The 25,845-nt window shown below is 62.6% G+C and carries 35 protein-coding genes; 17 read left to right on the top strand and 18 right to left on the bottom strand.

The genetic code is table 11. The annotated features are described in order from the left end of the window. Window positions 1–100: 100 nt before the first annotated feature. Entirely contained in the window at window positions 101–475 is a 375-nt protein-coding gene (locus AC4GYV_RS09095; RefSeq protein ID WP_491100334.1) for a hypothetical protein, read from the top strand. On the opposite strand, the gene rsmD is transcribed toward AC4GYV_RS09095, so the two are convergent. Together rsmD and AC4GYV_RS09085 are read right to left on the bottom strand one after the other, a co-directional pair. After that, window positions 453–986, bottom strand: coding sequence for a 16S rRNA (guanine(966)-N(2))-methyltransferase RsmD (rsmD, locus tag AC4GYV_RS09090; protein ID WP_491100333.1), 534 nt, complete (start codon window positions 984–986; stop codon window positions 453–455). The genes AC4GYV_RS09095 and rsmD overlap by 23 nt on opposite strands. After that, window positions 983–1,807 (bottom strand): pseudouridine synthase, encoded by an 825-nt coding sequence (locus AC4GYV_RS09085; RefSeq protein ID WP_491100332.1) that lies wholly within the window; start codon window positions 1,805–1,807, stop codon window positions 983–985. The genes rsmD and AC4GYV_RS09085 overlap by 4 nt, the downstream gene beginning before the upstream one ends. Between AC4GYV_RS09085 and AC4GYV_RS09080 the strand changes: the two genes are divergently transcribed. Continuing rightward, window positions 1,723–2,262: a response regulator gene (locus tag AC4GYV_RS09080; protein WP_491100331.1), complete on the top strand. Its 540-nt coding sequence runs from the start codon at window positions 1,723–1,725 to the stop codon at window positions 2,260–2,262. The two genes, AC4GYV_RS09085 and AC4GYV_RS09080, sit on opposite strands and share 85 nt — an antisense overlap. Before the next feature lie 63 nt (window positions 2,263–2,325). Then, entirely contained in the window at window positions 2,326–3,693 is a 1,368-nt protein-coding gene (locus AC4GYV_RS09075; RefSeq protein ID WP_491100330.1) for an AmpG family muropeptide MFS transporter, read from the top strand. On the opposite strand, the gene AC4GYV_RS09070 is transcribed toward AC4GYV_RS09075, so the two are convergent. Genes AC4GYV_RS09070 through AC4GYV_RS09055 form a run of 4 tightly spaced genes read right to left on the bottom strand, consistent with a single transcriptional unit; the run spans window position 3,690 to window position 6,826 of the window. Further along, window positions 3,690–4,985, bottom strand: a complete 1,296-nt coding sequence (locus tag AC4GYV_RS09070) for a bifunctional folylpolyglutamate synthase/dihydrofolate synthase (protein ID WP_491100329.1) — start codon at window positions 4,983–4,985, stop codon at window positions 3,690–3,692. The genes AC4GYV_RS09075 and AC4GYV_RS09070 overlap by 4 nt on opposite strands. Further along, on the bottom strand, window positions 4,985–5,842 hold the full coding sequence (gene accD, locus AC4GYV_RS09065) for an acetyl-CoA carboxylase, carboxyltransferase subunit beta (RefSeq protein ID WP_491100328.1): 858 nt from the start codon (window positions 5,840–5,842) through the stop codon (window positions 4,985–4,987). The genes AC4GYV_RS09070 and accD overlap by 1 nt, the downstream gene beginning before the upstream one ends. 1 nt (window position 5,843) lies before the next feature. Beyond that, entirely contained in the window at window positions 5,844–6,542 is a 699-nt protein-coding gene (gene pyrF / locus AC4GYV_RS09060) for an orotidine-5'-phosphate decarboxylase (protein WP_491100327.1), read from the bottom strand. Then, complete coding sequence (locus AC4GYV_RS09055) at window positions 6,539–6,826, bottom strand: lipopolysaccharide assembly protein LapA domain-containing protein (protein WP_491100326.1); 288 nt, start codon at window positions 6,824–6,826, stop codon at window positions 6,539–6,541. Before AC4GYV_RS09055 ends, pyrF begins: the two co-directional genes overlap by 4 nt. Before the next feature lie 151 nt (window positions 6,827–6,977). Here AC4GYV_RS09055 and AC4GYV_RS09050 point away from each other — a divergent pair, with 151 nt between their 5' ends. Then, window positions 6,978–8,309, top strand: a complete 1,332-nt coding sequence (locus AC4GYV_RS09050; RefSeq protein ID WP_491100325.1) for a serine hydrolase domain-containing protein — start codon at window positions 6,978–6,980, stop codon at window positions 8,307–8,309. Here AC4GYV_RS09050 and AC4GYV_RS09045 read toward each other — a convergent pair. Beyond that, a complete protein-coding gene (locus tag AC4GYV_RS09045) occupies window positions 8,306–8,524 on the bottom strand; it encodes a hypothetical protein (RefSeq protein WP_491100324.1) in 219 nt (72 codons plus the stop codon). The two genes, AC4GYV_RS09050 and AC4GYV_RS09045, sit on opposite strands and share 4 nt — an antisense overlap. Window positions 8,525–8,628: 104 nt before the next feature. Here AC4GYV_RS09045 and AC4GYV_RS09040 point away from each other — a divergent pair, with 104 nt between their 5' ends. From AC4GYV_RS09040 to AC4GYV_RS09030, 3 genes are all read left to right on the top strand, one after another. Then, the gene (locus tag AC4GYV_RS09040) at window positions 8,629–9,138 is read left to right on the top strand and encodes a hemerythrin domain-containing protein (RefSeq protein WP_491100323.1); all 510 of its coding nucleotides are present in this window, start codon (window positions 8,629–8,631) and stop codon (window positions 9,136–9,138) included. Between the two features lie 175 nt (window positions 9,139–9,313). After that, a complete protein-coding gene (locus AC4GYV_RS09035) occupies window positions 9,314–9,493 on the top strand; it encodes a hypothetical protein (RefSeq protein ID WP_491100322.1) in 180 nt (59 codons plus the stop codon). Continuing rightward, window positions 9,494–10,408, top strand: coding sequence for an MBL fold metallo-hydrolase (locus AC4GYV_RS09030; protein ID WP_491100321.1), 915 nt, complete (start codon window positions 9,494–9,496; stop codon window positions 10,406–10,408). Here the strand turns inward: AC4GYV_RS09030 and AC4GYV_RS09025 are convergent. Next, window positions 10,405–11,727: a L,D-transpeptidase family protein gene (locus AC4GYV_RS09025; protein WP_491100320.1), complete on the bottom strand. Its 1,323-nt coding sequence runs from the start codon at window positions 11,725–11,727 to the stop codon at window positions 10,405–10,407. The genes AC4GYV_RS09030 and AC4GYV_RS09025 overlap by 4 nt on opposite strands. A gap of 198 nt (window positions 11,728–11,925) precedes the next feature. After that, window positions 11,926–12,480: a L,D-transpeptidase family protein gene (locus AC4GYV_RS09020; protein ID WP_491100319.1), complete on the bottom strand. Its 555-nt coding sequence runs from the start codon at window positions 12,478–12,480 to the stop codon at window positions 11,926–11,928. A gap of 125 nt (window positions 12,481–12,605) precedes the next feature. Between AC4GYV_RS09020 and AC4GYV_RS09015 the strand changes: the two genes are divergently transcribed. After that, window positions 12,606–12,827 carry a hypothetical protein gene (locus AC4GYV_RS09015; RefSeq protein ID WP_491100318.1) on the top strand — a complete coding sequence of 74 codons (222 nt, stop codon included), beginning with the start codon at window positions 12,606–12,608 and terminating at the stop codon, window positions 12,825–12,827. A 4-nt stretch (window positions 12,828–12,831) separates the two neighbouring features. Here the strand turns inward: AC4GYV_RS09015 and AC4GYV_RS09010 are convergent, their stop codons facing one another. Both AC4GYV_RS09010 and AC4GYV_RS09005 read right to left on the bottom strand, forming a co-directional pair. Next, complete coding sequence (locus tag AC4GYV_RS09010) at window positions 12,832–12,987, bottom strand: hypothetical protein (RefSeq protein WP_491100316.1); 156 nt, start codon at window positions 12,985–12,987, stop codon at window positions 12,832–12,834. Window positions 12,988–13,038: 51 nt separating this feature from the next. Beyond that, a complete protein-coding gene (locus tag AC4GYV_RS09005; RefSeq protein ID WP_491100315.1) occupies window positions 13,039–13,407 on the bottom strand; it encodes a GNAT family N-acetyltransferase in 369 nt (122 codons plus the stop codon). Here AC4GYV_RS09005 and AC4GYV_RS09000 point away from each other — a divergent pair. From AC4GYV_RS09000 to AC4GYV_RS08975, 6 genes are all read left to right on the top strand, one after another. After that, a complete protein-coding gene (locus AC4GYV_RS09000; RefSeq protein WP_491100314.1) occupies window positions 13,406–14,242 on the top strand; it encodes a formate/nitrite transporter family protein in 837 nt (278 codons plus the stop codon). The genes AC4GYV_RS09005 and AC4GYV_RS09000 overlap by 2 nt on opposite strands. 176 nt (window positions 14,243–14,418) lie before the next feature. After that, window positions 14,419–15,273 (top strand): hypothetical protein, encoded by an 855-nt coding sequence (locus tag AC4GYV_RS08995; protein WP_491100313.1) that lies wholly within the window; start codon window positions 14,419–14,421, stop codon window positions 15,271–15,273. Window positions 15,274–15,439: 166 nt separating this feature from the next. Continuing rightward, window positions 15,440–16,285, top strand: a complete 846-nt coding sequence (locus AC4GYV_RS08990) for a hypothetical protein (protein WP_491100312.1) — start codon at window positions 15,440–15,442, stop codon at window positions 16,283–16,285. 157 nt (window positions 16,286–16,442) lie between these two features. Further along, window positions 16,443–16,625 (top strand): hypothetical protein, encoded by a 183-nt coding sequence (locus AC4GYV_RS08985; protein ID WP_491100311.1) that lies wholly within the window; start codon window positions 16,443–16,445, stop codon window positions 16,623–16,625. Window positions 16,626–16,684: 59 nt separating this feature from the next. Continuing rightward, entirely contained in the window at window positions 16,685–17,089 is a 405-nt protein-coding gene (locus AC4GYV_RS08980; protein WP_491100310.1) for a PilZ domain-containing protein, read from the top strand. Between the two features lie 188 nt (window positions 17,090–17,277). Further along, a complete protein-coding gene (locus AC4GYV_RS08975; protein ID WP_491100309.1) occupies window positions 17,278–18,027 on the top strand; it encodes a PEPxxWA-CTERM sorting domain-containing protein in 750 nt (249 codons plus the stop codon). An 89-nt stretch (window positions 18,028–18,116) separates the two neighbouring features. Here the strand turns inward: AC4GYV_RS08975 and AC4GYV_RS08970 are convergent, their stop codons facing one another. From AC4GYV_RS08970 to AC4GYV_RS08960, 3 genes are all read right to left on the bottom strand, one after another. After that, window positions 18,117–18,995 carry a hypothetical protein gene (locus tag AC4GYV_RS08970; RefSeq protein WP_491100308.1) on the bottom strand — a complete coding sequence of 293 codons (879 nt, stop codon included), beginning with the start codon at window positions 18,993–18,995 and terminating at the stop codon, window positions 18,117–18,119. A gap of 106 nt (window positions 18,996–19,101) precedes the next feature. Beyond that, window positions 19,102–19,425, bottom strand: coding sequence for a YMGG-like glycine zipper-containing protein (locus AC4GYV_RS08965; RefSeq protein ID WP_491100307.1), 324 nt, complete (start codon window positions 19,423–19,425; stop codon window positions 19,102–19,104). Window positions 19,426–19,733: 308 nt separating this feature from the next. After that, window positions 19,734–20,171, bottom strand: coding sequence for a hypothetical protein (locus AC4GYV_RS08960; RefSeq protein WP_491100306.1), 438 nt, complete (start codon window positions 20,169–20,171; stop codon window positions 19,734–19,736). Between the two features lie 91 nt (window positions 20,172–20,262). On the opposite strand from AC4GYV_RS08960, the gene AC4GYV_RS08955 reads away from it, so the two are divergent. The 3 genes from AC4GYV_RS08955 (at window position 20,263) to AC4GYV_RS08945 (ending at window position 22,406) form a co-directional block, all read left to right on the top strand. Further along, window positions 20,263–20,607, top strand: coding sequence for a cupin domain-containing protein (locus AC4GYV_RS08955; RefSeq protein ID WP_491100305.1), 345 nt, complete (start codon window positions 20,263–20,265; stop codon window positions 20,605–20,607). Window positions 20,608–20,709: 102 nt separating this feature from the next. Next, the gene (locus tag AC4GYV_RS08950) at window positions 20,710–21,621 is read left to right on the top strand and encodes a hypothetical protein (RefSeq protein WP_491100304.1); all 912 of its coding nucleotides are present in this window, start codon (window positions 20,710–20,712) and stop codon (window positions 21,619–21,621) included. Between the two features lie 83 nt (window positions 21,622–21,704). Further along, the gene (locus tag AC4GYV_RS08945; RefSeq protein ID WP_491100303.1) at window positions 21,705–22,406 is read left to right on the top strand and encodes a type 1 glutamine amidotransferase domain-containing protein; all 702 of its coding nucleotides are present in this window, start codon (window positions 21,705–21,707) and stop codon (window positions 22,404–22,406) included. Between the two features lie 118 nt (window positions 22,407–22,524). Here AC4GYV_RS08945 and AC4GYV_RS08940 read toward each other — a convergent pair whose 3' ends face one another. The 4 genes from AC4GYV_RS08940 to AC4GYV_RS08925 form a co-directional block, all read right to left on the bottom strand. Further along, on the bottom strand, window positions 22,525–22,854 hold the full coding sequence (locus AC4GYV_RS08940; RefSeq protein ID WP_491100302.1) for a UrcA family protein: 330 nt from the start codon (window positions 22,852–22,854) through the stop codon (window positions 22,525–22,527). A gap of 144 nt (window positions 22,855–22,998) precedes the next feature. After that, window positions 22,999–23,745: a type 1 glutamine amidotransferase domain-containing protein gene (locus AC4GYV_RS08935; protein WP_491100301.1), complete on the bottom strand. Its 747-nt coding sequence runs from the start codon at window positions 23,743–23,745 to the stop codon at window positions 22,999–23,001. A gap of 74 nt (window positions 23,746–23,819) precedes the next feature. After that, window positions 23,820–24,449: a hypothetical protein gene (locus tag AC4GYV_RS08930; protein ID WP_491100300.1), complete on the bottom strand. Its 630-nt coding sequence runs from the start codon at window positions 24,447–24,449 to the stop codon at window positions 23,820–23,822. A 33-nt stretch (window positions 24,450–24,482) separates the two neighbouring features. Then, a complete protein-coding gene (locus AC4GYV_RS08925) occupies window positions 24,483–25,667 on the bottom strand; it encodes a zinc-dependent alcohol dehydrogenase (RefSeq protein ID WP_491100299.1) in 1,185 nt (394 codons plus the stop codon). Window positions 25,668–25,845: the final 178 nt, after the last annotated feature.

Genomic DNA, 25,845 nt, shown 5'->3' with positions numbered 1-25,845 from the left:
GCAGTTGAAGAAGGTTTCTCGCTCTCGAAGCCTAACGCGGATACGGGAATGCGTGAGTGAGTTAAGCGTCCGAGACTTTGAGTCACAGGAGCATAGAACGATGGCGAAGAAGGCGAGTAGCAAGAGCGACAGCAAAGGCGGCGGCAAGAGCGGCAAGAAGACCGGCACTCAAGTCACGCGCGTTTCCGCTGCTCGTGGTGATGAGCGGTCTACGGGTAATGGCTTCGACGCCAGCGAAGCGTTCCTGAAGCTGCTGCAGAGCCCGCTCGTCGCGGAGCTTGTGGCCGTGGCCGCCACGGCGGCGTTGGCGGCGCTTGCCGAACAGGGCTTCACCAACGGCGGCGCAACCCGCGGCAAGAAGGCCGGGAAGGCCGTGAAGGCGGCGGGCAAGGCTGCTGCGGCCGCTGTCGGCCGCCGGCTCGGCACGGAAATGGACGAGATCCGGAAGGCGGCTAAGGCCGGCGCAGGAGCGTAAGGCGGGCGCGGCCGACGTTGCGCGTCGCTTCAATCGAGAGGGCGCCTGGGTCGACTTGGTCGTTGCGGTTGGTTTCAATACTGAGCCAGCCGCCCGGCGCGAGCCAATCGGCGCTTTCGACTGCCCGCGCAACGGCGGTGCCCGCGCCCTCCGCATAAGGCGGATCGGCGAAGATCAGGTCGAACGGTTCGGAGCGAGGTAGCGCGAGCGCCGAGCCGCCAATCACATTTCCGGTCGCACCGAGCTTGTCGATATTGCGGCGGATAACCGCAGCGGCCTTCTGGTCGCTTTCGACGAAAGTCGCCGAGGAGGCCCCGCGCGAAAGCGCTTCGAGGCCGAGCGCACCGCTGCCGGCGAAGAGGTCGGCCACGCGTAGATCCTCGAAGGACCCGATGCGGCTGGCGAGCATCGAAAACAGCGTCTCGCGCGCCCGGTCCGCGGTAGGTCGCGTCGATTGTCCGGGCGGCGCTTCGATGGTCCGCCCGCGCCAGGCGCCGGCGATGATCCTCACTTCAGGCTCTTCCGGAACTCGGCCAGCTCAGCTGGGTCGATTTCATCCACGCTAGTCGGTTCCAGCCCTTCGAGCGTGAATGGGCCGTAGGCGGTGCGGATCAGCCGCGAGACCCGCATGCCGAGATGTTCGAGGACGCGGCGAACCTCGCGGTTCTTTCCCTCACTCAGGCTCATCTCGATCCAGCAATTGCGGCCGGTGCGCCGTTCCAAATTGGCGTTGATCGAACCATAGTGGATGCCCTCGATCGTGATGCCGTCCGCGAGGTCTTCGAGCTGGTTCTGCGTCACGTCGCCGAACGCTCGCGCACGGTACGTGCGCACCACGCCGGTCCTCGGCAGCTCGAATTCGCGCTTCAACTCGCCGTCGTTGGTGAGGAGGAGCAAACCTTCCGTCATGAAGTCGAGGCGCCCAACGGGCATGACGCGCGGCAATCCCTTGGGTAGCCGGTCGTAGATTGTCGGGCGGCCTTTAGGATCCCGCTCAGCCGTAAGGGTGGTCGGCGGCTTGTAGAAGCGGAACAGTCGCGTTGCCGCCGCCGGACGGACGGGCCGGCCGTCGACGGTCACGCCCGACAAGTCCGTCAGCAGCGTCGCAGGCGTGGTCAGCTTTTCGCCATTGAGTGCGATGCGTCCTTCAGCGATCATGCGCTCAATCTCGCGCCGAGACGCGATTCCGGCCCGCGCGAGCAGCTTGGCGATACGTTGCGGGCCGCCTTCGCTTTTGGGTGCTGGGGATGGCCCGGCGCGGCGCACTTTTTGTGGTCGCGGCACCGGTCGCCCGTTTGTTCGTTGCTTTGGTTGTTTCGGAGGCGGGTTCATTATTCGAGGCTCAAAAGATGCTGTTCGGTAAGCGTAAGCAGGTCGTCAAGCGGATCCTCATCGTCGAGGACGAACCGCTGACGGCGTTCGACAACGAAAATATGCTTGGCGATGCGGGTTACCACATCGTCGCGACGGTCGACGACCTCGATGAAGCGCTCGAGGTTCTCGACCGCGAAGAGGTGCATTTGATCCTCAGCGACGTGCGTCTGCGCAAGGACAAGACCGGCGTCGAGCTTGCGCATGCGGCCAAGCAAAAGGGCGTGCCGACGCTGTTCGCTACCGGCTATCCTTACCCGGGCGCAGCTGAGGTTGCGGTGGGAAGCCTGCTCAAGCCTTATTCCGCCCGGCAGCTCTGCAAGGCGATCGAATGCGTCGACCGACACATGCAGGGCCAGAAGGTCAAGCCGCCCAAGGGCCTCGAACTGTTCATTGTCGTCGGCGAACAGGAATAACCACCACTAGCCAGCCGCACATCCCCTGCTAGGATCGCCGTTTCTCGGGGAGGGACTGCACCTATGGCGACTGCGGCAGAGCAATCAGGCGGCGGATGGCGGAATGCTCTGCCGGCGGCTGTCAGGCCCTATACCGAAGCCGCGCCGCTAGCCTCGCTGTTCCTCGGAATGTCGTCGGGCTTCCCCTACGCGATGATCGGCGCGACGCTGACGACGCGCCTGAAGCAGGACGGCATCGACAAGTCGACGATCACTGCCTTCACGCTCGTGTTCCTCGCGTACAATTTCAAATTCCTGTGGGCCTGGATCGTGGACGGCGTGCGGATCCCGATCCTCGGTCGCCTAGGTCAGCGCGTATCCTGGATGCTGGTCGCCGGACTCTTCGTGATCGCCGCGGTAGTCAATCTGGCGCTCGCCAACCCCGACGCCGGGATTGGCACCGTCGTGACCGCCGCCATTCTTGTGGGCATTGCGGGCGCTACCTTCGACATCGTCATCGACGCCTATCGCATCGAGCTTCTCGAGCCGCGCCAGCTCGGCGTGGGTTCGGGCATGTCGCAATATGGCTGGCGTATCGGGTCAGCCGGAGCGGGCGCCATCGCGCTCGTGGTCGCGGCGCGTCATGGCTGGAGCGCCGCATACATCGCCTGCGCCGCGCTCGCGCTTCCCGCGATGCTGACGGCTCTCGTGATGGGCGAGCCGCAGCGGCACCGCGCGCCAGCCGAGAAGAAGGGCATCGCCCGGACGATCGCGGCGGTTTGGCAGCCGTTCGCGGAGTTCTTCCAGCGTAAGGGCGCCGTTCTCGTCCTGGCTTTCATCCTTCTGCACAAGATCGGCGACACGCTGGCGAACCTCACGTTCCGCCTGCTGTTCGACGATCTCGGGTTCAGCAACGACGAGATTGCTGCCTACGACGTCGGCGTCGGCTTCTGGGCCTATCTGATCGGCATCTTCATCGGCGGTATCCTCTATTCGAGGCTCGGCCTGAAGCGATCGGTGCTGATCAGCCTCATTCTCATGGCCGTTTCCAACTTCGCCTTCGCGCTGCTCGCGGCCAGCGGGCACAGCAATATCGGCATGGCCGGCGCGATCGGCTTCGAGAATATCGCGAGCGGCATCGGCGGCGTCTGCGTGGTCGCTTACTTCTCGGCGCTCTGCGACCTGCGCTTCACGGCGGCGCAATATGCGTTGATTTCGGCGGCGGCGAGCATCGTCGGGCGCCTCATCACGGGGACGACGGCGGGCGCGCTGATCGATGCGATGGGCTACGTGAACTTCTACCTGCTGACGACGGTCATCGCGCTGCCGGGCATCATCATCTTCTGGATCATGATGCGCACGGGTCTCGTCGATGCGTCGATCGGCAGCGCCGGTACGGCAGGCAGCGGGGACGTCCGTGCCGAGCATCCGGACGAGGAAAAGCCGGCTTAGTCCGGCGCCTGATCGTTCACGGCGAGGACCTCTCCCGCCAAATAGAGCGAACCGAAGATTAGGACGCGTGCCTCCTCGGGGATGGCCGCGAGCGCTTGCTGGAAATCGTCGTGCGGTTCGGCCGCAAAGCCTAGCTCGGCGGCCATGTCGGCGAGTTCGTTCGGGGCGAAGCTTGCATGCGTGCGGATGGGGACGGTGTGGACGCGTTCGATCAGACCCTCGAACGGTTCCAGCATCTTCGGCGGGTCCTTCGTGGCAAGGCTGGCGAAGATCATGTGCAGCGGTTTGTCGCCGAAATGGTGCTTCACATATGACGCGACCTGGCGCGCCGCTGACGGATTGTGACCGCCGTCGAGCCAGACGTCGCGGTCGCTGACGAGGGGACCGGGGGCGAGATGCTGGAGACGAGCGGGCCAATCCGCCCAGCCCATGGCGGCGCTCAGCGCGGACGTCGGGACGGTCAGCGCGTCCTGGTGGCGCAGCATCGCGACGGCGAGGGCAGCATTCATTGCCTGATGCCGTCCGGGAAGGCGGGGCAGGGGCAGGTCGAGCGTGCCGCGCTCATCTTCGTAACGCAGCTTGCCCTGGCGCGAGATTGCGTCCCAGACACCGCCGCGCGGGAGCCATTGCGCGCCGCGCTCATGCGCGACCTCGCCGACGCGCGTAGCGACTTCGGGCGGGTAGAGTTGGGTCACCAGCGGCACCCCCCTCTTGGCGATCGCGGCTTTCTCGGCGGCAATGTCGGTGAGGCCATGGCCCAGGAACTGCTGGTGATCCAGCGCGAGGTTAGCGATGCCAGTAAGCAAAGGTTGCTCGATGACATTAGTTGCATCGAGTCTACCACCAAGACCGACCTCCAATATGCAAGCGTCCGCGGGCGTGCGCGAGAACGCTAAGATGGCGACGGCGGTCGCGACTTCGAAGAAGCTCGGTTCGATGCCTTCGCTCACGTTGAGCGTCTCGGTGAGAAGCGCGGCGAGTTGCTCATCATCGATCAGGCGACCGGCGATGCGGATGCGTTCGTTGAAGCGGACGAGGTGCGGGCTCGTGAAGGCATGGACCTTATGGCCTGATGCCTCCAACGCGGCGCGCAGGAAGGCGACCGTCGAGCCTTTGCCGTTGGTCCCTGCGACGTGGAGCACCGGCGGCAATTTGTCCTGCGGACGGCCGAGACGATCGAGGAGCTCGGCGATGCGGTCGAGGCCGAGCCGGTCGCCGGCCGGCGACAGCTTCGACAGGCGATCCAGCTGCGACTGAACCGCGGGGTGCGTCGAACGCGCGAAGTCGGCCATTACGCCGCCGCTTTCGTCTCCGGAGCGAGATAGGAGATGAGCAGCGCCAGCCGGTCCTTCAGCTGACCGCGCGGAACGACCATGTCGATCATACCGTGCTCCAGCAGATATTCGGCGCGCTGGAAGCCTTCGGGCAGCTTTTCGCGGATGGTCTGCTCGATCACGCGCTGGCCGGCGAAACCGATGAGCGCGCCGGGCTCGGCAAGCTGGACGTCGCCAAGCATGGCGTAGGAGGCGGTAACGCCCCCCGTTGTCGGGTCGGTCAGGACGACGATGTAGGGCAGCCCGGCTTCACGCAGCTCCGCCAGCGCCACGGTCGTACGCGGCATCTGCATCAGCGAGAGGATGCCTTCCTGCATGCGCGCTCCACCCGCGGCGGTGAAGAGAATGTAGGGCGTGCGCTCCTCAATCGCGGCGCGGACGCCGGCAAGGAATGCGGCGCCGACCGCAATGCCCATCGATCCGCCCATGAATGCGAAGTCCTGAACGCCGACGATGACCTTGTGCCCGTCGATCCGGCCCCGCGCGTTGAGCAAGGCGTCGCGCTCTTCAGTTGCGGCGCGGGCAGCCTTGATCCGCTCGGTGTAGCGCTTGGTGTCCTTGAACCGCAGCGGATCCTCGCGGACCTCGGGCGGCGGAAGCAGCTCCCACTCCGCGGCGTCGAATATTTGCTCGAAGCGCTTCTCGGCACCGATGCGGTCGTGGAAGTCGCAGCGCGGACAGACGCTGTAATTCTCTTCCCATTCCTTGACGAACACCATCGTCCCGCAGCGGCTGCACTTGTGCCACAGATTCTCGGCGGTCTGGCGCTTGGGCAGGAACGGAATGCCGCTGCGGACTCGGCTGAGCCAACTCATTTCAAATTCTCACTTTTTCCTTGGCGGACGACAGGGTCGCCGCAATGTCTCTGATTGCCTGTGATGGGCAGGGGGCGCCCGTGATTGGCCGCCCGATGACGACAACGGACGCGCCGTCGTCAAGTGCCTGGCGCGGGGTGACAACCCGCTTCTGGTCCGCGACGTCGCTGCCTTCGGGCCGAACGCCCGGGACGACGAAGAAACCCTCCGGCCATGCGGCTTTGGCCGCGGCGACCTCGGCGCCGGAGCACACGATGCCGTCGACGCCGGATTCCTGTGCAAGCTGCGTCAGCCTAGCGACCTGCTCGGACGGCGAACCGTCGACGCCGATTGAGCGGAGATCATCTCCGTCGAGGCTTGTCAGCACGGTCACTGCGACGACCTTGGTGGATGGCGGAGCGGCACGCTTAGCCGCGGCGAGCATCTCGCGCCCGCCGGCGGCGTGAACGGTCAGTATCTCCGGTTCAAGCGAGGCCAGCGCTTCGACCGCCTTGGCGACAGTATTCGGAATGTCGTGGAGCTTGAGGTCGAGGAAGATCGGAAGCTCGCGCTCCGCCATTCGAAGGACGCCCTGGTGACCATTCGCGCAGAAGAATTCGAGACCCAGCTTCACGCCGCCCGCGACCCCGCGGACGTCTCGGACGATGGCCGCGGCGCGATGGATGTCGGGTGTGTCGATCGCGACGAAGATCGGGGTCATATTACTGGCTCCGTCTCTTCGGCCCGGGGCGGCTCGGCATAGGTTTCGGCATGGCGACGCTCTAGCGCCTCGATCTTGCGCCGGTGCGACCAGCCGCGCGCGCGCATGATCAGCCAGGTGGGCAGGAAGCCGAGCAGGAAGACGATCAGCACTAGGATCGGAATTTTCACATCCGCCTGGATGTCGCCCCAGAGGTTGAGCGTGACGTCGTTCCAGTTCCGCGTCGCAAATAGCGCCACGACCACCGCCAGGAGGACCCAGAACAGGGTCGAGAGAAATCGCATATGGCGCCTTTAAGCGACCCGTGCGTTGAACGCTAGAATACCGTTTGTCCCGCGCGCCTGTCGTTTTGGCGCAAGTGCGCTTAAGTGGCGTTGAGGACGTACCTTCCAACCGGCACAGCAAGAGTGGGGTGGGGAGTACAAAGTTTTGCAAATGAAGCAAAAGATCGGGCTGGGCGCCCTGATTGCCGTCATGGGCGCGTCGTTGCTCGCCATGCGGCCGCACGCGCCCGCGGGCAACCCTTCGGCATCCAAGGTTGCGAAGGCCCACCTGACTTTGGCGTCGCTTTCGACCGAATCACGGCGCGACATCGACTATCGTTTGATCGATGCTCGCCTGCGCCAACTGATGACCAAGCCCGCCATGGTCGGAATGGCCGTCGGCATCGTCGAGAACGGGCGCATTACCTTCCTCCAGGGCTATGGCGAGACGCTCGCCGGGTCGGGCGATCCGGTGACTCCCGAGACCGTCTTCCGCTGGGCCTCGACGTCGAAGGGCGTCGCCGCGACGATGGTCGCCAAGCTCTCGGAGCAGGGGAAGATCAACCTGCAGGCGCCGGTCGCTAACTACGCGCCTGACCTGAAGCTCCCGGCCGGAAACGAATATCGCGCCACCGTCGGCGACCTGCTGTCGCATCGGCTCGGGCTTTACCGCAATGCCTATGACAACAAGCTGGAGGAAGGGCAGGACCCCAGCATGCTGCGCGCCAGCCTGTCGCAGCTGAGCGCCACCTGCCAGCCGGGCACCTGCTGGTCCTACCAGAACATCGCGTATGACGCGTCGAGCGAGATGGTCAGCCGCGCGACCAACATGTCTTACGAGCAGGCGGTCAAGCGCATGCTGTTCAACCCGATCGGCATGTCCAGCGGTAGCGTGTCGATGACAGGGCTACAGTCGAACCAGAGCTGGGCCAAGCCGCACAGCGCCGGCCGTCGGCCGGAGCCGATCGTCGACACTTATTACAAGGTGCCGGGCGCAGCGGGCATCAACAGCAACATCAAGGACATGGCGCTGTGGATGGAAGCGCAGATGGGCGAAATGCCCGACGTGCTCGACGGCAAGCTGCTCAGCACGATCCATGCGCCTTACGTCGTGACGCCCACGGAGCGCGGACGTCTGCGCAAGTTCCTCGAGCGCATCGGCACCGCCTGGTACGGATACGGCTGGCGCAGCTACGATTATGCCGGGCACCGGATCATCGGCCATCGCGGCGGCATCAAGGGCTATCGCTCCTTCATCCTGTTCGATCCCGTGAAGAAGAGCGGCGTCGTCGCGCTGTGGAACAGCGACACGTGGCAGCCGGGCGGCCTCGAGTTCGAGGTGATGGACCAGATCTATAAACTGCCGTTCCGCGACTGGCTTGAGCTCAACACTAAGGTGCCGATCAACACGCGGGAAATCGCTTCGGCTGACTCCGAGCTTGAGAGCGGCAGCGGCGATTCAGCCGAGGTCCCGGCACGGCTTAGGGCCCATCTCCGCCGTTAACTGCGGCGCTCGGCTTTCGCCTTCGTCCGTTCCAGTTCGCGCTTCTGATCGAGGTGCGCCTTGTAGCGGCAGGCCATGCCGACGATCGACAGCAGCATGCCGAGCAGCAAGGCGGGAAGGTGCCACCAGGGCTTGCCTGGCTCCGGCCACGCGATCGCGCCGAGGAACAGCACGCTCACGATCGAGATGAGATAGCCGAGGCCTTTCCAGTCCACGCTCGAGCCTGATGCCTTTGTTACAGTTTCGTGACGCATGTCGCAGGAACATCCAAGCCCTTCAGTTTGTTTCGCTTTCAAACAAACGGGAGGATGTACACCCCATGGCTAAATCACAGGACGCGGTCGCACTTCTGAAGGAAGACCACCGCACGGTCGAAGAGCTGTTTGAAAAGTTCGAAAAGGCCAGCGGCGACGGCCGCAAGCAGACGCTCGCGGAGCAGATCTGCCTAGAACTATCGGTGCATGCACAGATCGAGGAAGAGATTTTCTATCCGGCCTGCGACGGAAAGGTCGACGAGGACCTGCTGAAGGAATCCTATGTCGAGCATGATGGCGCCAAGGTCCTGATCGCCGAGATCATGGCCGGCGGCCCCAAGGAGGACGAGTTCTACGACGCGAAGGTGAAGGTCCTTCAGGAAGAGATCGAGCATCACGTCGAAGAAGAAGAGAAGCGTATGGAGGGCCTGTTCGCTCAGGCGAAGAAGGCCGGCCTCGACATGGATGCGCTTGGCGAGCAGCTGAGCGCTCGCAAGGCGGAGCTGACCGAGCAGTTCAAGACGAGCGGCGTGCCCAAGCCGACGCTTCGCACGATGGAGGATGTGGCGGTCTGACCGCCTTTATTTAACTCAGGTTTACTCCATCTGTATTGAATCGGCGGTTTTCCGCTAGATTCGTCAACGGCCTCGCGCGGGTGGTATAAGCCGCGCGGGGTCGCTTTCCATTCCTTGCAGGCATGGCGCCCCTGACAGCCCGGCAAGCTGCCGCTTGTTAAGAAGGCAGGGGCCTATGAGTTACGACGACCACCTGTATCACCGTGAGCGCGAGCAGCATTGCCGCACCATGGCCGATCTGGCCAACGATCCGGACGTCCGCCGCCGGCATGAAGAGCTGGCTTCGCTGCACGCGAGCCGTGCGTCTCTCTACGGCGGATTGGCCGGTTCAAGCGCCGAGTTTAGCGCGGCCTAAGTGACGTCGCAGGCCGGGGACCAGCGCACGCAGGAGCTCAGCTTCGCATCGCCCGAGGTCCGCGGCTTCTTCGACGAAGCAACCAACAGCATTTCATATCTGGTCGCCGACCCTTCCACGGGCGTCGCGGCGATCATCGACCCAGTGCTGGGGTTCGATCCTGCATCCGGCAAGATCGATACCGACGCAGCCGACAACATGCTCAAGGCCGCGGACGAGGCGGGTTATACGGTCGGCTGGATCCTCGAGACTCATGCTCATGCGGATCACCTATCGGCAGCGGACTATCTGAAGGGCCGCATCGGCGCGAAGGTCGCGGTTGGCGCCGGGATCCGCCAGGTTCAGAGCACCTTCGCATCATACCTCGACGCGGAGGACGTGAAGCCGGACGGCGGCGATTTTGACCGCCTGCTCGCCGACGGCGACCAGCTCGAGCTCGGCAATCTTAAGATCGAGGTCATCGCAACCCCCGGCCACACGCCGGCCTGCGTTACCTACAGGATCGGCGATGCCGCCTTCGTGGGCGATACGATGTTCATGCCCGACTATGGCACCGCGCGCTGCGACTTTCCGGGTGGCGACGCGCGGAGGCTCTTCCAGTCCATGCGCCGGGTTCTCGGCCTTCCGCGCGAGACGCGGCTCTTCATGTGCCATGACTATAAGGCGCCGGGCCGCGACGTCTTCGCGTGGGAGACGACGGTCGGCGAGCAGCTCGACCGCAACGTGCACATCGGGGGAGGCGTCGGTGAGGACGCCTACGTTCAAATGCGCACGACGCGCGACGCTACGCTCAAGGTGCCGAAGCTCCTCTACCTCGCCATTCAGGTGAACATTCGCGCAGGCCGGTTGCCGCCGGCTGAAGCCAACGGCACCCGTTACCTCAAACTGCCTTTGAGCCTACCAGACGAGGCTTAGTTCGCGGTCGCCACCTGGTTCGGCGTATCGCGGCCGTAGATATCGTCGACGTAGGCGATCTGCCCGTCACGCACCTGAGCGGTGAGATAGGTCACGTAGATCGGCGTCGGCGTCGGCAGCAGCGCCTGCTGCTCCGGCGTACCGGACGCGTCCGCCTGCGGGTCGCGGCCGAGCAGCCAGCGCCCGAGACGCTCGGCGTCCTCGAGCCTAATGCAGCCATGGCTGAGCCCACGATCTTCAGAGTTGAACGCGGTCTTCACTGGCGTGTCGTGCAGGTAGATGTCGTCGGCATTGGGGAAACCGATCTTCAGCTTGCCCATCGAGTTCGCCGGCCCCGGCAGCTGGCGCACACGCACCTTCATGCTGCCGTCGGCGATCGCATGCCAATCGAGCGATGCGGGATCGAGTAAAGTGTCATCACCAGCTTCGGCGGGCATGACCTGATAGCCCCGGCTGGAGAGATAGTTCTGGCCCATGTTGAGCACGTTCTTGGCGATGGTCGACTGGATCATCTCCTGCGACACGTGCCAATAGGGGTTGAGCGTCGCATAATAGATGGTGCTGGCGAGCATCGGGGTCTGGGTGGTCGGATCTGCCTTGCCCACGATCACCCTCATGGAATCGACGATCTGGTTGTCCTCGATCATGTAGAGCCGTGCACCGGCCGCATCGACGATGACGTATTTCTTCTGGAACGGCATGTCGCGGACTCGGTCGAGGCTTGCCAGAACGCGTGGATCCACTGCGCCTCCGCGAGCCTGCATGTCCGACCATGCCGCTTCACGAAGCTGCGCATAGACCGGGTTCACGCTCGATACTTCACGAACGTACGTATTGAGCGACTTCGCAGCGGCGGTCCGCGCCAGGATCGTCGCAGGCGAGTCCTGCCGCGGGTTCACCCACTTGTCGGCGTAAGTCATGCCGGCAGGCGGACGCTGAAGCGCCTGAACGTAGAGCACCCATGCGGTCGTGAGCATGCGGTCGGCATCGGCCTGCGCCTGGGCGTCGCCCATGCTGGCGCGGGCCATGAGCGACTGCGCCTGCAGAGCGAGCGACGGACCGTTGGGGAGGCCATCCAGCGAAGCGCGCTGAAGCACGCCGAGCAAGGTGTTCGCCGCCGCGTTGCTGGATCCCGCACGCAGCCACAAGGGCGCGCCGCCGCGGGACGCGTAAAAGGCGCTGATCGCGCGGTCGGCAGCACCGCCGTAGGTGGAGCCCGGAGGAGCAAGCTCCGGAGTGGTCGCTGCTGCCGCCGAAGCAGGCGCATACGAAACCGTCAGCGCCACGCAGGCGACGCCGGCCAAAATCCAGTTTTTCACGGTCGAAACCTTAAAATCTGTGTCTTGTCGGCGATAACGCTAGACTGACCACAGGGTTCAAAATTACCGTTTAACAATGTGGTAAACGGTATTTGGGGTGCAAGGGGCTGTTCCCAATCGGGACTTAGACCCATGCGCGGCTCAGGGTTTGCCGAGACAGGGGCCGCGCCATCACGCGGCGCGGCCCGAACGGCTAGACTACGCGCCGATGTAAACGGGCGTGCCAACGGTGGTCACCGAATAGAGTTTCTTCGCAAATGCCGACGGCAGCCTTACGCAGCCGTGGCTTGCGGGCGTCCCGGGGTTGTGGCCGGCGTGAAGCGCGATGCCGTAATTGTCGATGCGCTGCATCCACGGCATCGGCGCGTTGTCGTACTTCTTCGACCGGTACATCGGCTGCTTGTCGAGGATTGAGAAAACGCCGACCGGCGTCGGCTTCTCGTCCTTGCCGCTGGAGATCGTGGAAGCCGCGATCAACGTGTCACCACGATAGAGATAGGCCATCTGGTCTGATAGGCTGACGACGACGCGCTGTGGGCCCATCGCGCCGGGTACATCGCGCCAGACATATTGACCTGGCTTCAACATCTTCGGACCGAATGCCTCAAGCATGTCGATCCGTGCCTGGGAGGCGGCGTCGCTCGCCTCCATCTGGGCTTCCCATGTTTCTAGAGCGAAAGCTGGCGAAGCTGCCGTAAGACTTCCAAGGGTACACGAACCCGCAAGCGCGAGCGCAAGGGCGAAACGCTTCATTTTACACCTAAATATTTGCTATTGACTTTTGCTGCGAAAATGCGCGGCACCCGAGTCGGGTTCCTTAGGGCTGTTCCGTTCATCGCACGGAAGCTTTCGCCGGAAATGGATGCTATGGGCTGGTCATGGCCCGGAAGTTCACTCCTCTAATCGCTGCGCTAGGTGCTGGAGCGGGGGTCTATTCCCTGCTTCGTTGGCGCCGTTCGAAATCGTCTCAAAATGAGACTGCGATGGACCAGCCGGAGGCAGTGAACGACCAAGATCCGGTCGATGAAGCGGACGAGGAATCCTTCCCGGCGAGCGATCCGCCGAGCTGGACCCTGGGTACGGACGACCCGCGGGGCTGAACGTCTAGCCGCTGACAGCCGTCATCCGGATCGCCGCGAGGGCGAGCAGGAACAGCACGATCAGCAGCAATGCGACCAGGCCGCCGAAGACCGTCTTGAAGCTCGGCGGTGTGAATTTCTCGGGCGCCTGAACGCGGCGCCAGATCTGTTGGTGCGACATAACTCTCGTTCCCTCTCGCGCGAGTCAGCGAGTGGCGAGGGCAGGGGTTCCTTAAATGCCGAGCTTCGCCTGCCAATCCGCAGCGAGGAGGCCGCGCTCTTCGGAATGGCGTTTCATGTAATCGGCGAAGAAGGGGCAGAGCGGGACCACCTTCAGGTGGCGGTCGCGCGCGGCCGTTAGCGCAAAGCGGATCAACGCAGAGCCGACGCCCTGACCCTCGTGTTGTGGCGGGACCTTGGTGTGCGTGAATGCGATTTCGCCCGGAGCGAGGCGATATTCGGCAAATGCGATGCTTCCGTCGCCTAGGTCGGCTTCGAAGCGATGCTTGGCGGGATTATCCTGGATGGCGAAGCTGGACATGATGCCGATGTAGCCACAGCCGTTGGACCCTGCCAGCGGCGAGCGCGTTCGGCGCCGCATGGCGGACCGAGAACAGATCGTAGAAAAAGAGAAACGGGAGTCACCGCTTTCGAACCGGGAGATTAGCGAGGCGGACCAACGCTCCAGCCCCAGCGCGAAGATCGTTCACGAGGCGATCCGCTTAGAAGGGTCAGAGGAGCTCGAGCGACCATACTCATCGATCGGCTGGTCGGGACTGGCGGCGGGCCTCACGATGGGCTGCTCGATGATCGGGGAAGGCATCCTGCAGGCGCGGCTTCCCGACGCCCCTTGGCGGGACCTGGTAGCAGCCTTCGGCTACAGCACCGGCTTTCTGTTCGTTACCATGGGACGGCAGCAGCTGTTTACCGAAACGACGCTGACCGTGATGCTTCCGGTGCTGCACAAGACCCACGGAATTGCAGACGTCGCGCGATATTGGGCGATCGTCTTCGCGGCCAATATCGTCGGCACCCTGCTGTTCGCCGCAGCGGCGACGATACCACACCTGTTTCAGCCGGATCTCGTACGATCATTCACCGAATTGGGCGTGCGAGCCGCGGAACCGGGCACGCTCGGCGTTCTGATCAAAGGCGTGTTCGCCGGCTGGCTGATCGCACTGATGGTCTGGTTGATGCCGGCCGCTGCATCGGCCCGCTTCCTGGTAATCGTCGCAGTCACCTGGCTGATTGGCGTTGCGCACTTCAGCCACGTCATTGCCGGTTCGGTCGAGACGGCCTTTGCGGCGATGCAGGGCGCGATTAGCTGGAGCGATTATCTCGTCGGCTTCCTCATTCCGGCCCTGGTCGGCAACTCCATCGGCGGCGTCGTATTCGTCGCCTTGCTCAACCATGCGCAGGTGAAAGCCGAAATCTAGCGTCCAGCAGTCGTCAAACTGACGTTTATCGAAGGACCATTGTCACGGACGCGTCACGATGATTAGCTGCCCGGCTTGACGATGCCGTCACTTCTGATGCTTTTCCGCGTGACGGCCGCCGCCCCACGAACCCGCTAATGGTGGCGGGCAGTGGCGGTGCATCGGGGAGATGCTCTTTGAACAAGTCGGTTCTGGCCGCGGCGTTGGCCGCTGCATCGCTCCTTGCCCTGTCCACTTGCCGCGATGCGCCGATGCCTGCTGACAACCGCGGAAGCTCTACTGGTTCGAATGCTGCAGCGACGGCCGGCGCGACGATCGACGGGACGTGGAAGACCGATGTCTCAACATTGAAAGTGGACCGCAGGCCGGACCAGTTCATCCTCAAGGACGGCCAATTCCAATGCACGACTTGCGTGCCGCCGCTGACGGTTACCGCCGACGGCGCATTCCACAAGGTGACTGGGCGGCCGTACGCCGACGAAATCGCAGTCAAGGTCGAGGACGCGAACAACGTCACGCGCGTCGGAAAGAAGAACGGCCATGTCACGAGCACGGTGAAATTCAGCGTCTCGCCTGATGGAAAGACGCTGACCCTCAGCTGGATCGACACTTCCACGCCGGGTGGAAAGCCGGTGACAGGAAGCTACACCGAAACGCGCGTCGCGCCGCCGCCGGCTGGAGCGCACGCGATCTCGGGCTCGTGGAAGCAGGCCGGCATTGAAAAGATGTCTGAGGAAGCGCTGATCGCGACCTTCCATGAGGAAGGCGACACGCTGCACGTCAGCACCGCTTCAGGCATCAGCTATTCCGCCAAGCTGGACGGAAGCGAAACGCCGATCAAGGGCGACATCGGCGGGACGACCGCGGCAGTGAAGAAGCTGTCCGACAACGTCTACGAGGAAACCGACAAGCGCGGCGGCAAGGTGATCGCGGTCATGACGATGACCGTGACTCCGGAGGGCAAGATGACGGTCAAGGACGAAAACAAGCAGAACGGCGCGGTGACCACCTACACGGCAGACAAACAGTAGCCGTTAAACTTTCATTCAATTCGCTTGCCAACTGCTGTTGCGAGTGATTTACCTCCCTTCACTGACGACACCGTCACTCCCGTGACGTTGTATGCGTGCGTGACGGCGCCGCAGGTTCACGAACCCGCCAATCTCGGCGGGCGTGACGCATAACGGGGAGTGGCTCATGTACAAGACGATCGGGGTGGCGCTGGCCGCCGCATCATTGCTTGCGCTTGGCGCCTGTAAGCAGAACACTGTTGGCGCGAATGAGTCCGGTAATGCTGCAGCAGAGAATGCCTCTGCGACGGCTGCGGCGGGGACCGGAATCGACGGCACCTGGAAGGCGGACGCGAGCAGCGTCCAGTTCGACCAGAAGCCGGACGAATTGCTGCTCCAGGCGGGGCAATATTCCTGCAAGTCCTGCGTTCCGCCGCTCACGGTCCCGGCGGACGGCGCATTCCACCCGGTGAAACGTCCCTACGCCGACGAATATGCGGTGAAGGTGGTCGACGATCACAATGTGGTCCGGACGTCAAAGAAGGGCGGCAAGCAGGTCGGCGAAACGAAGATGTCGGTTTCCGCTGACGGCAATACGCTCACCAACTCGTTCACCGACACCTCGGGCACCGAGACGGCCACCGGCAGCTTCGTCGAAACACGTGTCGGCCCGGCGCCTGCGGGAGCGCATGCGATCTCAGGTCAGTGGAAACCGTCGAAGCTCGAGAACTTCAACGCAGCGGCGCTGAACTTCACGTACAAGGTGGAAGGCGACACGCTGCACTCCAGCAGCGGAACAGGCCAAACTTACGACGCGAAGTTCGGCGGGCCCGACGTCCCGATCAAGGGCGACAATGCCGGCACGATGGTTTCGGTGAAGAAGACTGGCGACAACAGCTTCGAGGAAACCGACAAGCGCGACGGAAAGGTTGTCGGAGTGTTCAATTTCTCGGTCGACGCAAATGGCGTCGCACACGCGGTCTACGAGAACAAGGAAGACGGTTCTAAGGTCACCTATACCGCGACGCGCTAGCTCGCTATTGGGGCGGCCGCCGACAAGCGCGCCGCCCCCTTTTACTTACCTTAGAGCGCGCACTGGCGTTGATCGATAAATCCGTGGCGCCGTGTGCAAATTGCGCCGGCGCAAGGCAGCTAATGGCGGATTCCGTAGCAACCGGAATCACCAGCCAATGTCGCATGAAATTCTCGCCGATATCTTGAGCGAGCTGGAGGCCCTCAGCGAGATGCTGGCGCGCTCCATCGACGGGTATGAAAGCGAACCGCTTGTGCGTGACGCACTGTTCATGCTCATTCAGGCAAAGACGGCATCCGATCGCGCGGCGAAGCTCATTCGCGAGCGCCTGACGCAGTAGCGATTCGCGGGGCGCAAGCTCTTTATCAGTTGTAAAGCTGCGCGTTCTATCCAGTTTGGATGGCTGTTCAGCCGGATCGTCGCCAGGCCACGCGGCCTGATGATCCCGAACGTCGCGGGAGACGCGCAAACCCGCGCGCTATTATCGCTTTGCCTGCGACGGTTGACGCGCTGAGCGGCCTCCAGCAAACCTGCCTCCTGGACATCTCCCAGACCGGCGCGTGCGTAGAGGGAACGGACCTGCCGCCCGTCGGGAAAGACGCCATCCTCAAGTGCGGTGGCGTCGACACCCTCGGCACCGTGATCTGGGCAGTCGCGGAGCGTTGCGGCCTGCAATTCGACGAGCCGATCAGCCCCGCCCAACTGGTCGCGCTCCGCCACTTCGCCGTCGCCGCCGAGCAATCCGGCGCAACGGCCGACGAACGCCAGGCAGAGGCGGACTGGAGGAACGGGTTGGCCCGATAGGCAGCCAGTCTCCTGCTTCTACGATTGATTTCTTCTCCGCGCGGAAAGCAGACCTTGGCAGATAGCGAAACGCATCTCGCGGTGAGGCCAAGCGACAGTGGAACTTTTTGGTTAACAAGGAGTTAACAGGCGGATTCCCCGATTGCACGACTCTGTTCTTTGGTTTGGCCGCGAAAGGGAGAAGCTAAATGAAGAGACTTGCCATTAGTTGTGCAGCGCTCATCGCTGCAACTGCAGCATCGGGCCAGGTTGTCTACCAGAATGACTTTGATGGGGGGTATTTTGTCGCCCCTGGGGTCACCGATAGCTTTGGCGGTTTAACGCAGGGATCTTTGGAAGCGGCAATCGTTAATGGTTCGATCAACGCAACCGGTTGGTCAGGCAATTACTTCGCCAATCGCAGTGGCGGCACACCCACCGGAACACCTGGCAACGAGTCGGTTCTGGAGTTGACGAACTTACCCACGCACAGTTCGGTGACCCTGAATTTTCTCTTGGGATTCCTCGAGAGCTGGGACAGCAGTAATGGTAGCCCCGCTCCGGATTTGTTGGACATCACGATTAACGGCGTCCCGCTTCTTAGTGGCCTGACGGCTGACAACGCGAGCGGCAATGTCGAGAACTATGGCGGCGGAACGGAGCTGTTTGACGGTCCCGAGATCAACACCACTCAACTCTTTGGCGATACGCTCGTTGGTTATTCGCTAGTCTTCCCGCATACCAGTTCAACACTGAGTATTGGTTTTCAAGCAAACGGCGCTGGTTGGCAGGGTGGCACTGACGAGGCGTTTGGCCTCGACGCATTCCAGATCTCCTTAGACGGGACAACGGCCGTACCGGAACCTGCTACCTGGGCAATGATGTTACTGGGCTTTGGATTGGCCGGCTTCGCATTGCGCCGCAATCGGAAAGCAGCGGTCCTGCCTCACTACGCCTAACTGACATCCAACCTTGGGGCTGTTGCGACAATGCGGCAGCCCCGAGGAGGGCGCATGATCTTGCGCGGACCTAAGCCGCTAGCAGGATCTCACTGCTTCTTTCGCCCGTCTTCGCGGATGGCGCGAGTGAGGCGTCCTCGCTCCTGAGTTCCACCTTCGGTCCCCGCGGATCGGTAGAGCGTTTGCAGGTAAAGGATGTCGGAACGCGTGAGTTCGGCTTCGCGCGGTGCACCAGGTTCGAAAAGGCTGAGGATGGTCTTCACCCCTGCGCTCTTCGGGGCAGTGGTGCGGGCAAGCCCACGCATAGCAGCGTAATCTGCCAGCTGCGCCAGCGTAGCGCCCAAGGCGGCAGACCGATCGATAACGATGACAGATCCCTCGATATCCGCTCGCACAGGCTGCTTGATCATCGACGACGTTCTCACTCGCATCGTGGGAGCGTCCTCGGGAAAGCGCCCGCCAATCGTCCACGGAGCGCCTTTCATCGGCCGGAACCGGGGAGCGTGCGCAGTGCTCTCTCCGGTCAAACCGTCTTCGTTGCGGATCGTCACGACGGACCATGCCCGCGCCAGACCCGGCTGCGTGAGGATGCTCTCGACCTGCGTGACGTTGAGACCGGTCAACCAGCTCGGCATGTTGTGGCGGAGAGTTTTGACGAACTCCCGCCCGTCATCCGCTACAACGAGCAGCAGATTTGCTGCGCAGCGCTCATTCGCGTCGACCTGCGCGCCCACTCCCGCTGCGTTTTCGCGGATGCGTTGCTGAACGACACGGGCGGATTTCGCCTCCAGTCCCAGCGCCAACGGACACACGGGATTGTGATACCTCGCAACCTGATCGTAGCTGAGCGGCGTGATGTCCTGAACGAAGTCCCGCGCCTGCCGATCGCTCGGTGGCGGAGGCGAAGTGACGATGATCGGCGGGTGCCGATCGAGCGGAGCGGACTGGACCGCGGCAACCGCGGCCATGAGAGCGACGACTTGCATAAAGACAAGCTAAGTCAATCACTTGCCGACTGGAAGACCGTTGTCGGTAATCTATGTTATGGCCGAGTTTCGCGGCCGCTCCGCGACGTCAGCAGGCAACTCTGCCGTCATAATGAGGCTGCCCGTCACGATCCATGTAGTAGCAGTAGCCGCGGGTATCCCGATAATATTTGCGGCCCTCGAAAATCGTGCCCGGCACTGTAGCGCCGATGGCACCGCCCGCGATCGCACCGATCCCAGCGCCTCCGATGGTGTCACCCAAGGCCGCCCCGGCCAGCCCGCCTGCAACTGTGCCCAAGGCGGCACCGTACATCGCGCGCGTTCCCGCGCTTGGGGGCGAGCCGTAGGGATTGGTCGCGCACGCCGAGAGACTTAGCGAGATTGGGATAAAGGTCAGAAGGATCTGTTTCATGAGCCCGATACCTCCATCGGCCCCTGTTGCTCCGGCGACTGAAACTGCGGGAGCGGGCAATCGTTCCCGCAATCGTTGGGCTAAGTCACTGTACTTGCGAGATAAATAGGCAAGCAGTCCAGAGTCGCTGGTCCGGCCGACGACGAGACGGCCACGCACTGATCGTCTTTCCAGCGCGATGGCAGGCTCGGTCGGACGAATGCGTAGATCCGATGGTCTGACCAGTCTTACAGGCGCCACTCGTCCGCCCTTGAGGTACCAGCACCCTGGTGTCCGCAATGGGCGGAAAGCGGACTTTGCTCGGGGTATTAGGTCGACCGGCCACTCGTATTGAAGCGAGCTTCGCCGATTTCGGACGCGTGCTTGGAAGCAAAGCGATAAACTGCCGCTGCGATGGCTAGCGTAATGACCGTGATCACTGCGGGAGCGACATAACCTTGAGGCCACGATGCATCTCGAGCGAGAAACCCTGCAGCACACAGGCCGGTAACCAGCACTACGGCCGTTCCGCTGGCCGCTGGACTCGGTTCGTCAACGTCGGGTTTGCGTCGGGGCATCGTCGCCGCCGACGCCACGAGCAGGATCCACCAAATTAGGTAGATGCTGAGTGAGATGGTGCGGAGCTCAGCCGTCTCGAGGCCAACTGCTTTCAGATACCAGGTGAGGAGATATGCCCCGGTTGCGATCAGAAATAGCGATCGCGCAATGGGCTCCCAAAAGCGTCGGGTCAGAAACTTGCGAGGCATTCCGACGTCAGAGTGCAGCAGCGCTATAAAGTCCGCAATGGGTCGTAAGCGGACATTCCCGGCATTTGCTCCGTCGTGCTAATCGATCCTGATGACTGACGCAGGGACCAACCCCTTGGATGCGATGACCGCGGCTCCGGATCATCACGAGATGCTCATGGAGAATGAGCATGTCCGCGTTCTCGACACGCGACTGAAATCGGGCGAGCGCACACCTGTTCACACGCATCGCTGGCCCGCCACGCTTTACGTGATGAGTTGGAGCGACTTCCTGAGACGCGATGCCGAGGGAAATGTGATCGTGGATTCGCGCAATTGGGACCGTCAGCCTGCCGTCGGTGAGGCGCTTTGGCTTCCACCACTCACTCCGCATTCGGTCGAAAACATTGGTTATTCCGAACTGCGCCTCATCGCTGTCGAGTTGAAGTCAGTGTGACTCGTAAAGGCATGCTCGTCGTTGTTACAACGAGGGAGTTGCTGTAAGTTAATTTTGCTCGGTCTGTTCCGCGTGCCTTCGAAGCTTCGCGGGAGACATCCGATGAAGACTTGCGCGCTTTTCCTGGCCATTTCGCTGTTCGTCGCCTCTGAGGCCAGTGCGGCCCCGCCCGCCCCGGGCACCAGCGACCCTTGCGATCAGAGTTCGCTTTCTCAGGCACCCGAACCGCCGACAGTCTCGCCGCCTTTGGTGCCCGGAGCGCCTGCGCTGAAACTGGCCTACCATTCGATCTTCCCTCGCGGGTCGCTCAACTGCTTCATCGATCGGATTCACCCGACGCCGCAAGCGCTGGAGAAGGGTGACGCGCAGGTCGCGGGCCAAGCCTCCAGCTTCCCCGCCGGGTCGCAGGGCATCGTGCTGCAGCTTACAACGCCGAAGCCGATTCCATTGATACCCCGCGACCCGGATCACAACACCCAGACTTCGTCGGTCGGGCTTTCCAGTACGGCCCTTAACTTCGGGCCCGGTACCTTTTTCGCGGTGCGCGCCACCTTCGTTAGGCCCCGTGGGCCATTCGATCGGAAGGCCTGGGCAATCGGGCTCAATGCTCGAACTGGGGGAGCGGCGGATCTTGCGAAAGAAAAGCGGCTCAACATGACGTTGAGGTTCAAGCTGGGAGCCGCGACGCTTAACGCCTACGAAGCCGACGATCAGCGGGGAAGCAAGGACGTACCGAAAGCGACCTACAACGCGATCGTCAGTTCGCTGCAGCCCTTTACGCTAGAGCTGATGGTGAGCCGCATCACGGGCAAGGGTGCCGCCATCCTGACGACGGCAGGAGCCACTCCGCTTTACTTGAAGTTCGACTTGTCGACCTTTGGATCGACGTCAGGCCCTGTGATCTCGGCCGTCGGCCCGGCAGTGGCGAACTGCTGTATGCCGGCGACGACCACGTCAGTTGAGCTCACCGACTTTCAGATCCTGACCCATCCATCGACCCTGCCGCCCCATTGAGCATGATGTCCGCAACGGGTGGAAAGCGCACGCTCGCACCCCCATCTGATCCGCGGGCTGGGGCAAGCTGTGGAGACGCTCCGATGAAAATTCTGATGGTGCTTACCAGCCATGACCGGCTGGGGGACACAGGCAGGAAGACGGGATTCTGGCTCGAAGAGTTCGCCGCCCCCTATTACGTGCTGAAGGACGCTGGACACGAGATCACGCTTGCTAGTCCGAAGGGTGGCCAGCCGCCCCTCGACCCCAAGAGCGACGAGCCAGCTTCGCAGACCGATGCGACCCGCCGGTTCAAGCGCGATCAGGAAGCGCAGGCGGAGCTGGCGTCCACGGAACGCCTGGACTCGGTTCGATCGTCAGATTTCGATGCTGTCTTCTATCCGGGTGGTCACGGTCCGCTGTGGGACCTCGCCGAAGATGCGCACTCGAAGGCACTCATCGAGCAGACGCTTGCAGACGGCAAGCCGGTCGCCCTCGTGTGCCACGCTCCCGCGGTGCTGAAGAACGTCACTGCGACTGACGGAAGCCCGCTAGTCACTGGCAAGCGCGTTACCGGTTTCACCGACGAGGAGGAGGAAGCGGTCGGGTTGACCGAGGTCGTGCCGTTCCTGCTCGAAGACGTCCTGAAGCAGCTTGGCGCGAAGTTCAGTAAGACGGAGCCATTCAAGCCGCACGTGGTCCGCGAGGGACTTCTCATCACCGGCCAGAATCCGGCGTCGAGCGAGCCGGCGGCCGAAGCCTTGTTGGACGCGCTCACCAGGGAACCGGCGAGCGCGGGCGCGTAGCCCATCTGGCCATTGCGCTATCGCCGCGCGCCCGTGCGCCGTCGCCCTCACGAATTGTTATCGTTCGCGATTTTGGCTGCTGAACATAGTGACTTCAGCAGCACCAGCGGCGCCCGCCTTATCGAGCGACGATCACGATCGATGCTGTCGTTACCGTCGTCAGCTGATGCGAGTGAATCTTGTCGATCTGAGCCAAGCCGTCCTCGATCGCACCAAGCTCGCATTCTCGCGTGAACAGATCGCCGTCGTCGCTCGAAAATTCTCCTTTGCAGACCTGGCTCGCAGCCAGATGGACCTTGTGAACGAGCGTCTTCATCGCAGCCTCGGTCGCGAAGTCTGAGGCAGCAACGGGAACCGTGACCGACGAAAGATCAGGAACCGCAGCTGCGGAGGCGGGCGCGCCGATCATCGCAATCGCTGGCGCGAACATAAAGGCAGATTTTTGCATCGTCGTGCTCCCGAAGTTCGTTCGACGAACGGAGCGCAAACGCCAACTCCCGACTTACGCGAGCAGGCGCCCCTGACCGGCGCCATTTAACCGATCGTGTGTTGATAGAAAACCTGCCGGCGGAGAACGAGATTTGATTGGGACCTATGCGGTTGCGAGGTCCTCACGGCGTCGCGGCGCAGTTTCCTTCAGGGCTCGCGCGACCGCCTCTCCGACGCCGCGAGCGCTGGCCGGATTTTGTCCGGTGATGAGTTGGCCGTCCTCCACGACGTGTTTGCCGAACGGGATCATTGCCTTGGTGTAGCGGGCGCCTCGGCCTTTCAGTTCTTCTTCAAGGTTGAAGGGGACCACGTCGTCCCTGTTGTCCGCTCCTTCCTCGGCCCACGAGAAAGCGGTCATGTTCTTGTCCTGAACAAGCCAGCTGCCGTCGCTTAGCTTTGCTTCGAGGAAGCCGACCGGGCCATGGCACACGGCCGACACAATCTTCCCGCTTTCATAAAAGTCCGCCAACAGACGCCCGAGTTCGGGGGAGCGGAAGTCCCACATGGTACCGTGTCCGCCCGCCAGATAGATCGCGTCGTAATCGGCAACATTCACGTCAGCGAGCGGCAAGGTACGGTTGAGCTGATCCATGAATTGCTTGTCGCGGTAATGATTGGTGACGTCTCCGCCGAGCCGGCTGTTGTGGCCCATTTCGGGCAGCATTAGCCCTTGCGGGTCGAGCGGCACCCAACCTCCGGCCGGGCTCGCGATGTCACTCTGGAAACCGTGCTCTTCCGCGGCGTCCCAGAAATGCGTCAGTTCACCAAGCCAAAGACCGGTCCTGAAGCCCACGCTTTCATATTGGTCGACATTGGTTACGACGATGAGGATCCGGCCGGTGCGTTTCATGAGCGCCTCTCATTTGGTTCGATGGGTACCGTGGGCGGACCGCCGCTTCCCATGCGCGATCCGCCCGACGGCGACTATGCGGGTACCTCGAGTTCGAGGTCCGCAGACGCAGCCGACGTCTCGCCGGTGGGTTTCGAAGCGCCTGCGGCCGCTGGGGTCGCGCGGTAGTCTATCGGAGAACCTTCCGAAGCCTTGCCGCGAGAATAGCCGATGCCCTTCGGGAAGCCGCTGCGATCGCTATAGTCGCGCACCGGTTCGCCCTTACGATCGTGCAGGGAGCGGATCGACTGAGCGGCGAGCGCGTCGGCGATTGTAATGCCGGCGACCGCGGCGATGGCGAGACCGACATTGCCCTTCTTCGGATTGTCGTCGTTGTAAGCCGCAGCAAGCGAAGCCAGGTCGAGCACGTCGCCTGCGACGCGGCTCCAGGCGCCATAATCGTTGTTCACCGACAGGCACAGGACACCCGAAGCGATCTCGCGGGCACCATAGGCCCGGACGAGCCCCTCCTTGCCTTCGACCCCGAGCCATCGGGTCAGCACTTGCGGCGCGAACAATTCGGTAAGGCCAAGGCCCATGCTGAACCATCCGAGCGCGCGGCCGAAGCGGTCAGCGGGCTTGAGCGAACTTGGGCCTGTTTCGATGACTTTGGGATCCCCCGGCGAACGAGTGACGCTGGAAACTTTGGCTAACATGAGCGACATGATCTCACCTCTTCAAGAATGGTTTGCGGCTAATCAGGCAGGCTGCAGCATCACCTTGATGCAGCTGTCCTGCTTGTCGCGGAACTTGCGGTACATCTCGGGCCCCGCCGACAGAGGCTCCTTGTGGGTGATCACGAACGAGGGATCGATCTGCCCGTCCTCGATCCGGTGCAGGAGATCGTCGGTCCAGCGGTTCACATGCGCCTGGGCCATCCGGAACGTGATGCCCTTGTTCATCGCGATGCCGATCGGGAACTTGTCGACCAGGCCGGTATAGACGCCGATGATCGAGATCACGCCGGCGGGGCGGCAGTTGTAGATCATCTCGCGAAGTACGTGCCCGCGGTCGTTCTCGCTCAGCGTAATCTGCTTGAGGCGATCGTATATTGTGTCGGGCTGCGTGAAGCTGACGTGGTTTTCGGATCCGACCGCGTCGATGCACTTGTGCGGGCCTTCACCATTAGTGAGTTCGGTCAGCCTTTCGGTGACGCTCTCCTCATGGAAGTTGATGACCGTCGCTCCGGCGGCCTCGGCCATGGACAGCCGCTCCGGCAGGAAGTCGATTGCGATGACTTGCTCAGCGCCGAGCAGAATGGCGCTTCGGATCGTCATCTGGCCGACCGGACCGCAGCCCCAGATGGCGACCGTGTCGCCCGGTTGAATGTCGGCCTGCATCGCGGCGTGCCAACCGGTCGGCAGGATGTCGCTGAGGAACAGCAGCTTCTCATCAGGGATACCGTCAGGAACCTTGATGTGCGTCGCGTCAGCGAAGGGGACGCGCAGAAATTCGGCCTGCCCGCCAGCGTAGCCGCCGGTCAGGTGAGTGTAGCCGAACAGGCCCGCCGTTGGGTGGCCGAAGACCTTTTCGGCGAGGTCCGCCTTGCGGTTCGAGCGCTGGCACACGGAGAAGTTGCCGCGTTTGCACTGGTCGCACTCGCCGCAGATGATTGTGAAGGGAATTACGACCCGGTCGCCTACATTGAGGCCGCCACGGGACTTCGCCTCGGGCCCCAATTCGACGATCTCGCCCATGGTCTCATGGCCCATGACGTCGCCGGGCAACATGGCCGGGATGAAGTTGTGATAGAGGTGCAGGTCGCTGCCGCAGATTGCGCAGCTCGTGACCTTGATGACGGCGTCACGCGCGTCCTCGATTTCGGGGTCGCTGACCGTGTCGTAACGGATGTCTTCCTTGCCGTGCCAGACCAGAGCTTTCATCGCAGGCGCCTCCTCGAACGCAACTCCCCACCCGTCGAGCCAACACCCCCACTCTGTTGAGGTTCAGATTGTTGTCTTGCCGTTGCGTCCGGCTGCCATGTCGGCTCGACCGTGCGAGCCAAGTCATTTTAAATGCGACGTAATGTCTGCTTCGGGTGGGGGACATCATCTCGTCAGG

The sequence above is a fragment of the Sphingomonas sp. SP4 genome, assembly GCF_058313375.1.
This window is presented reverse-complemented; position numbering and strand designations above follow the sequence as displayed.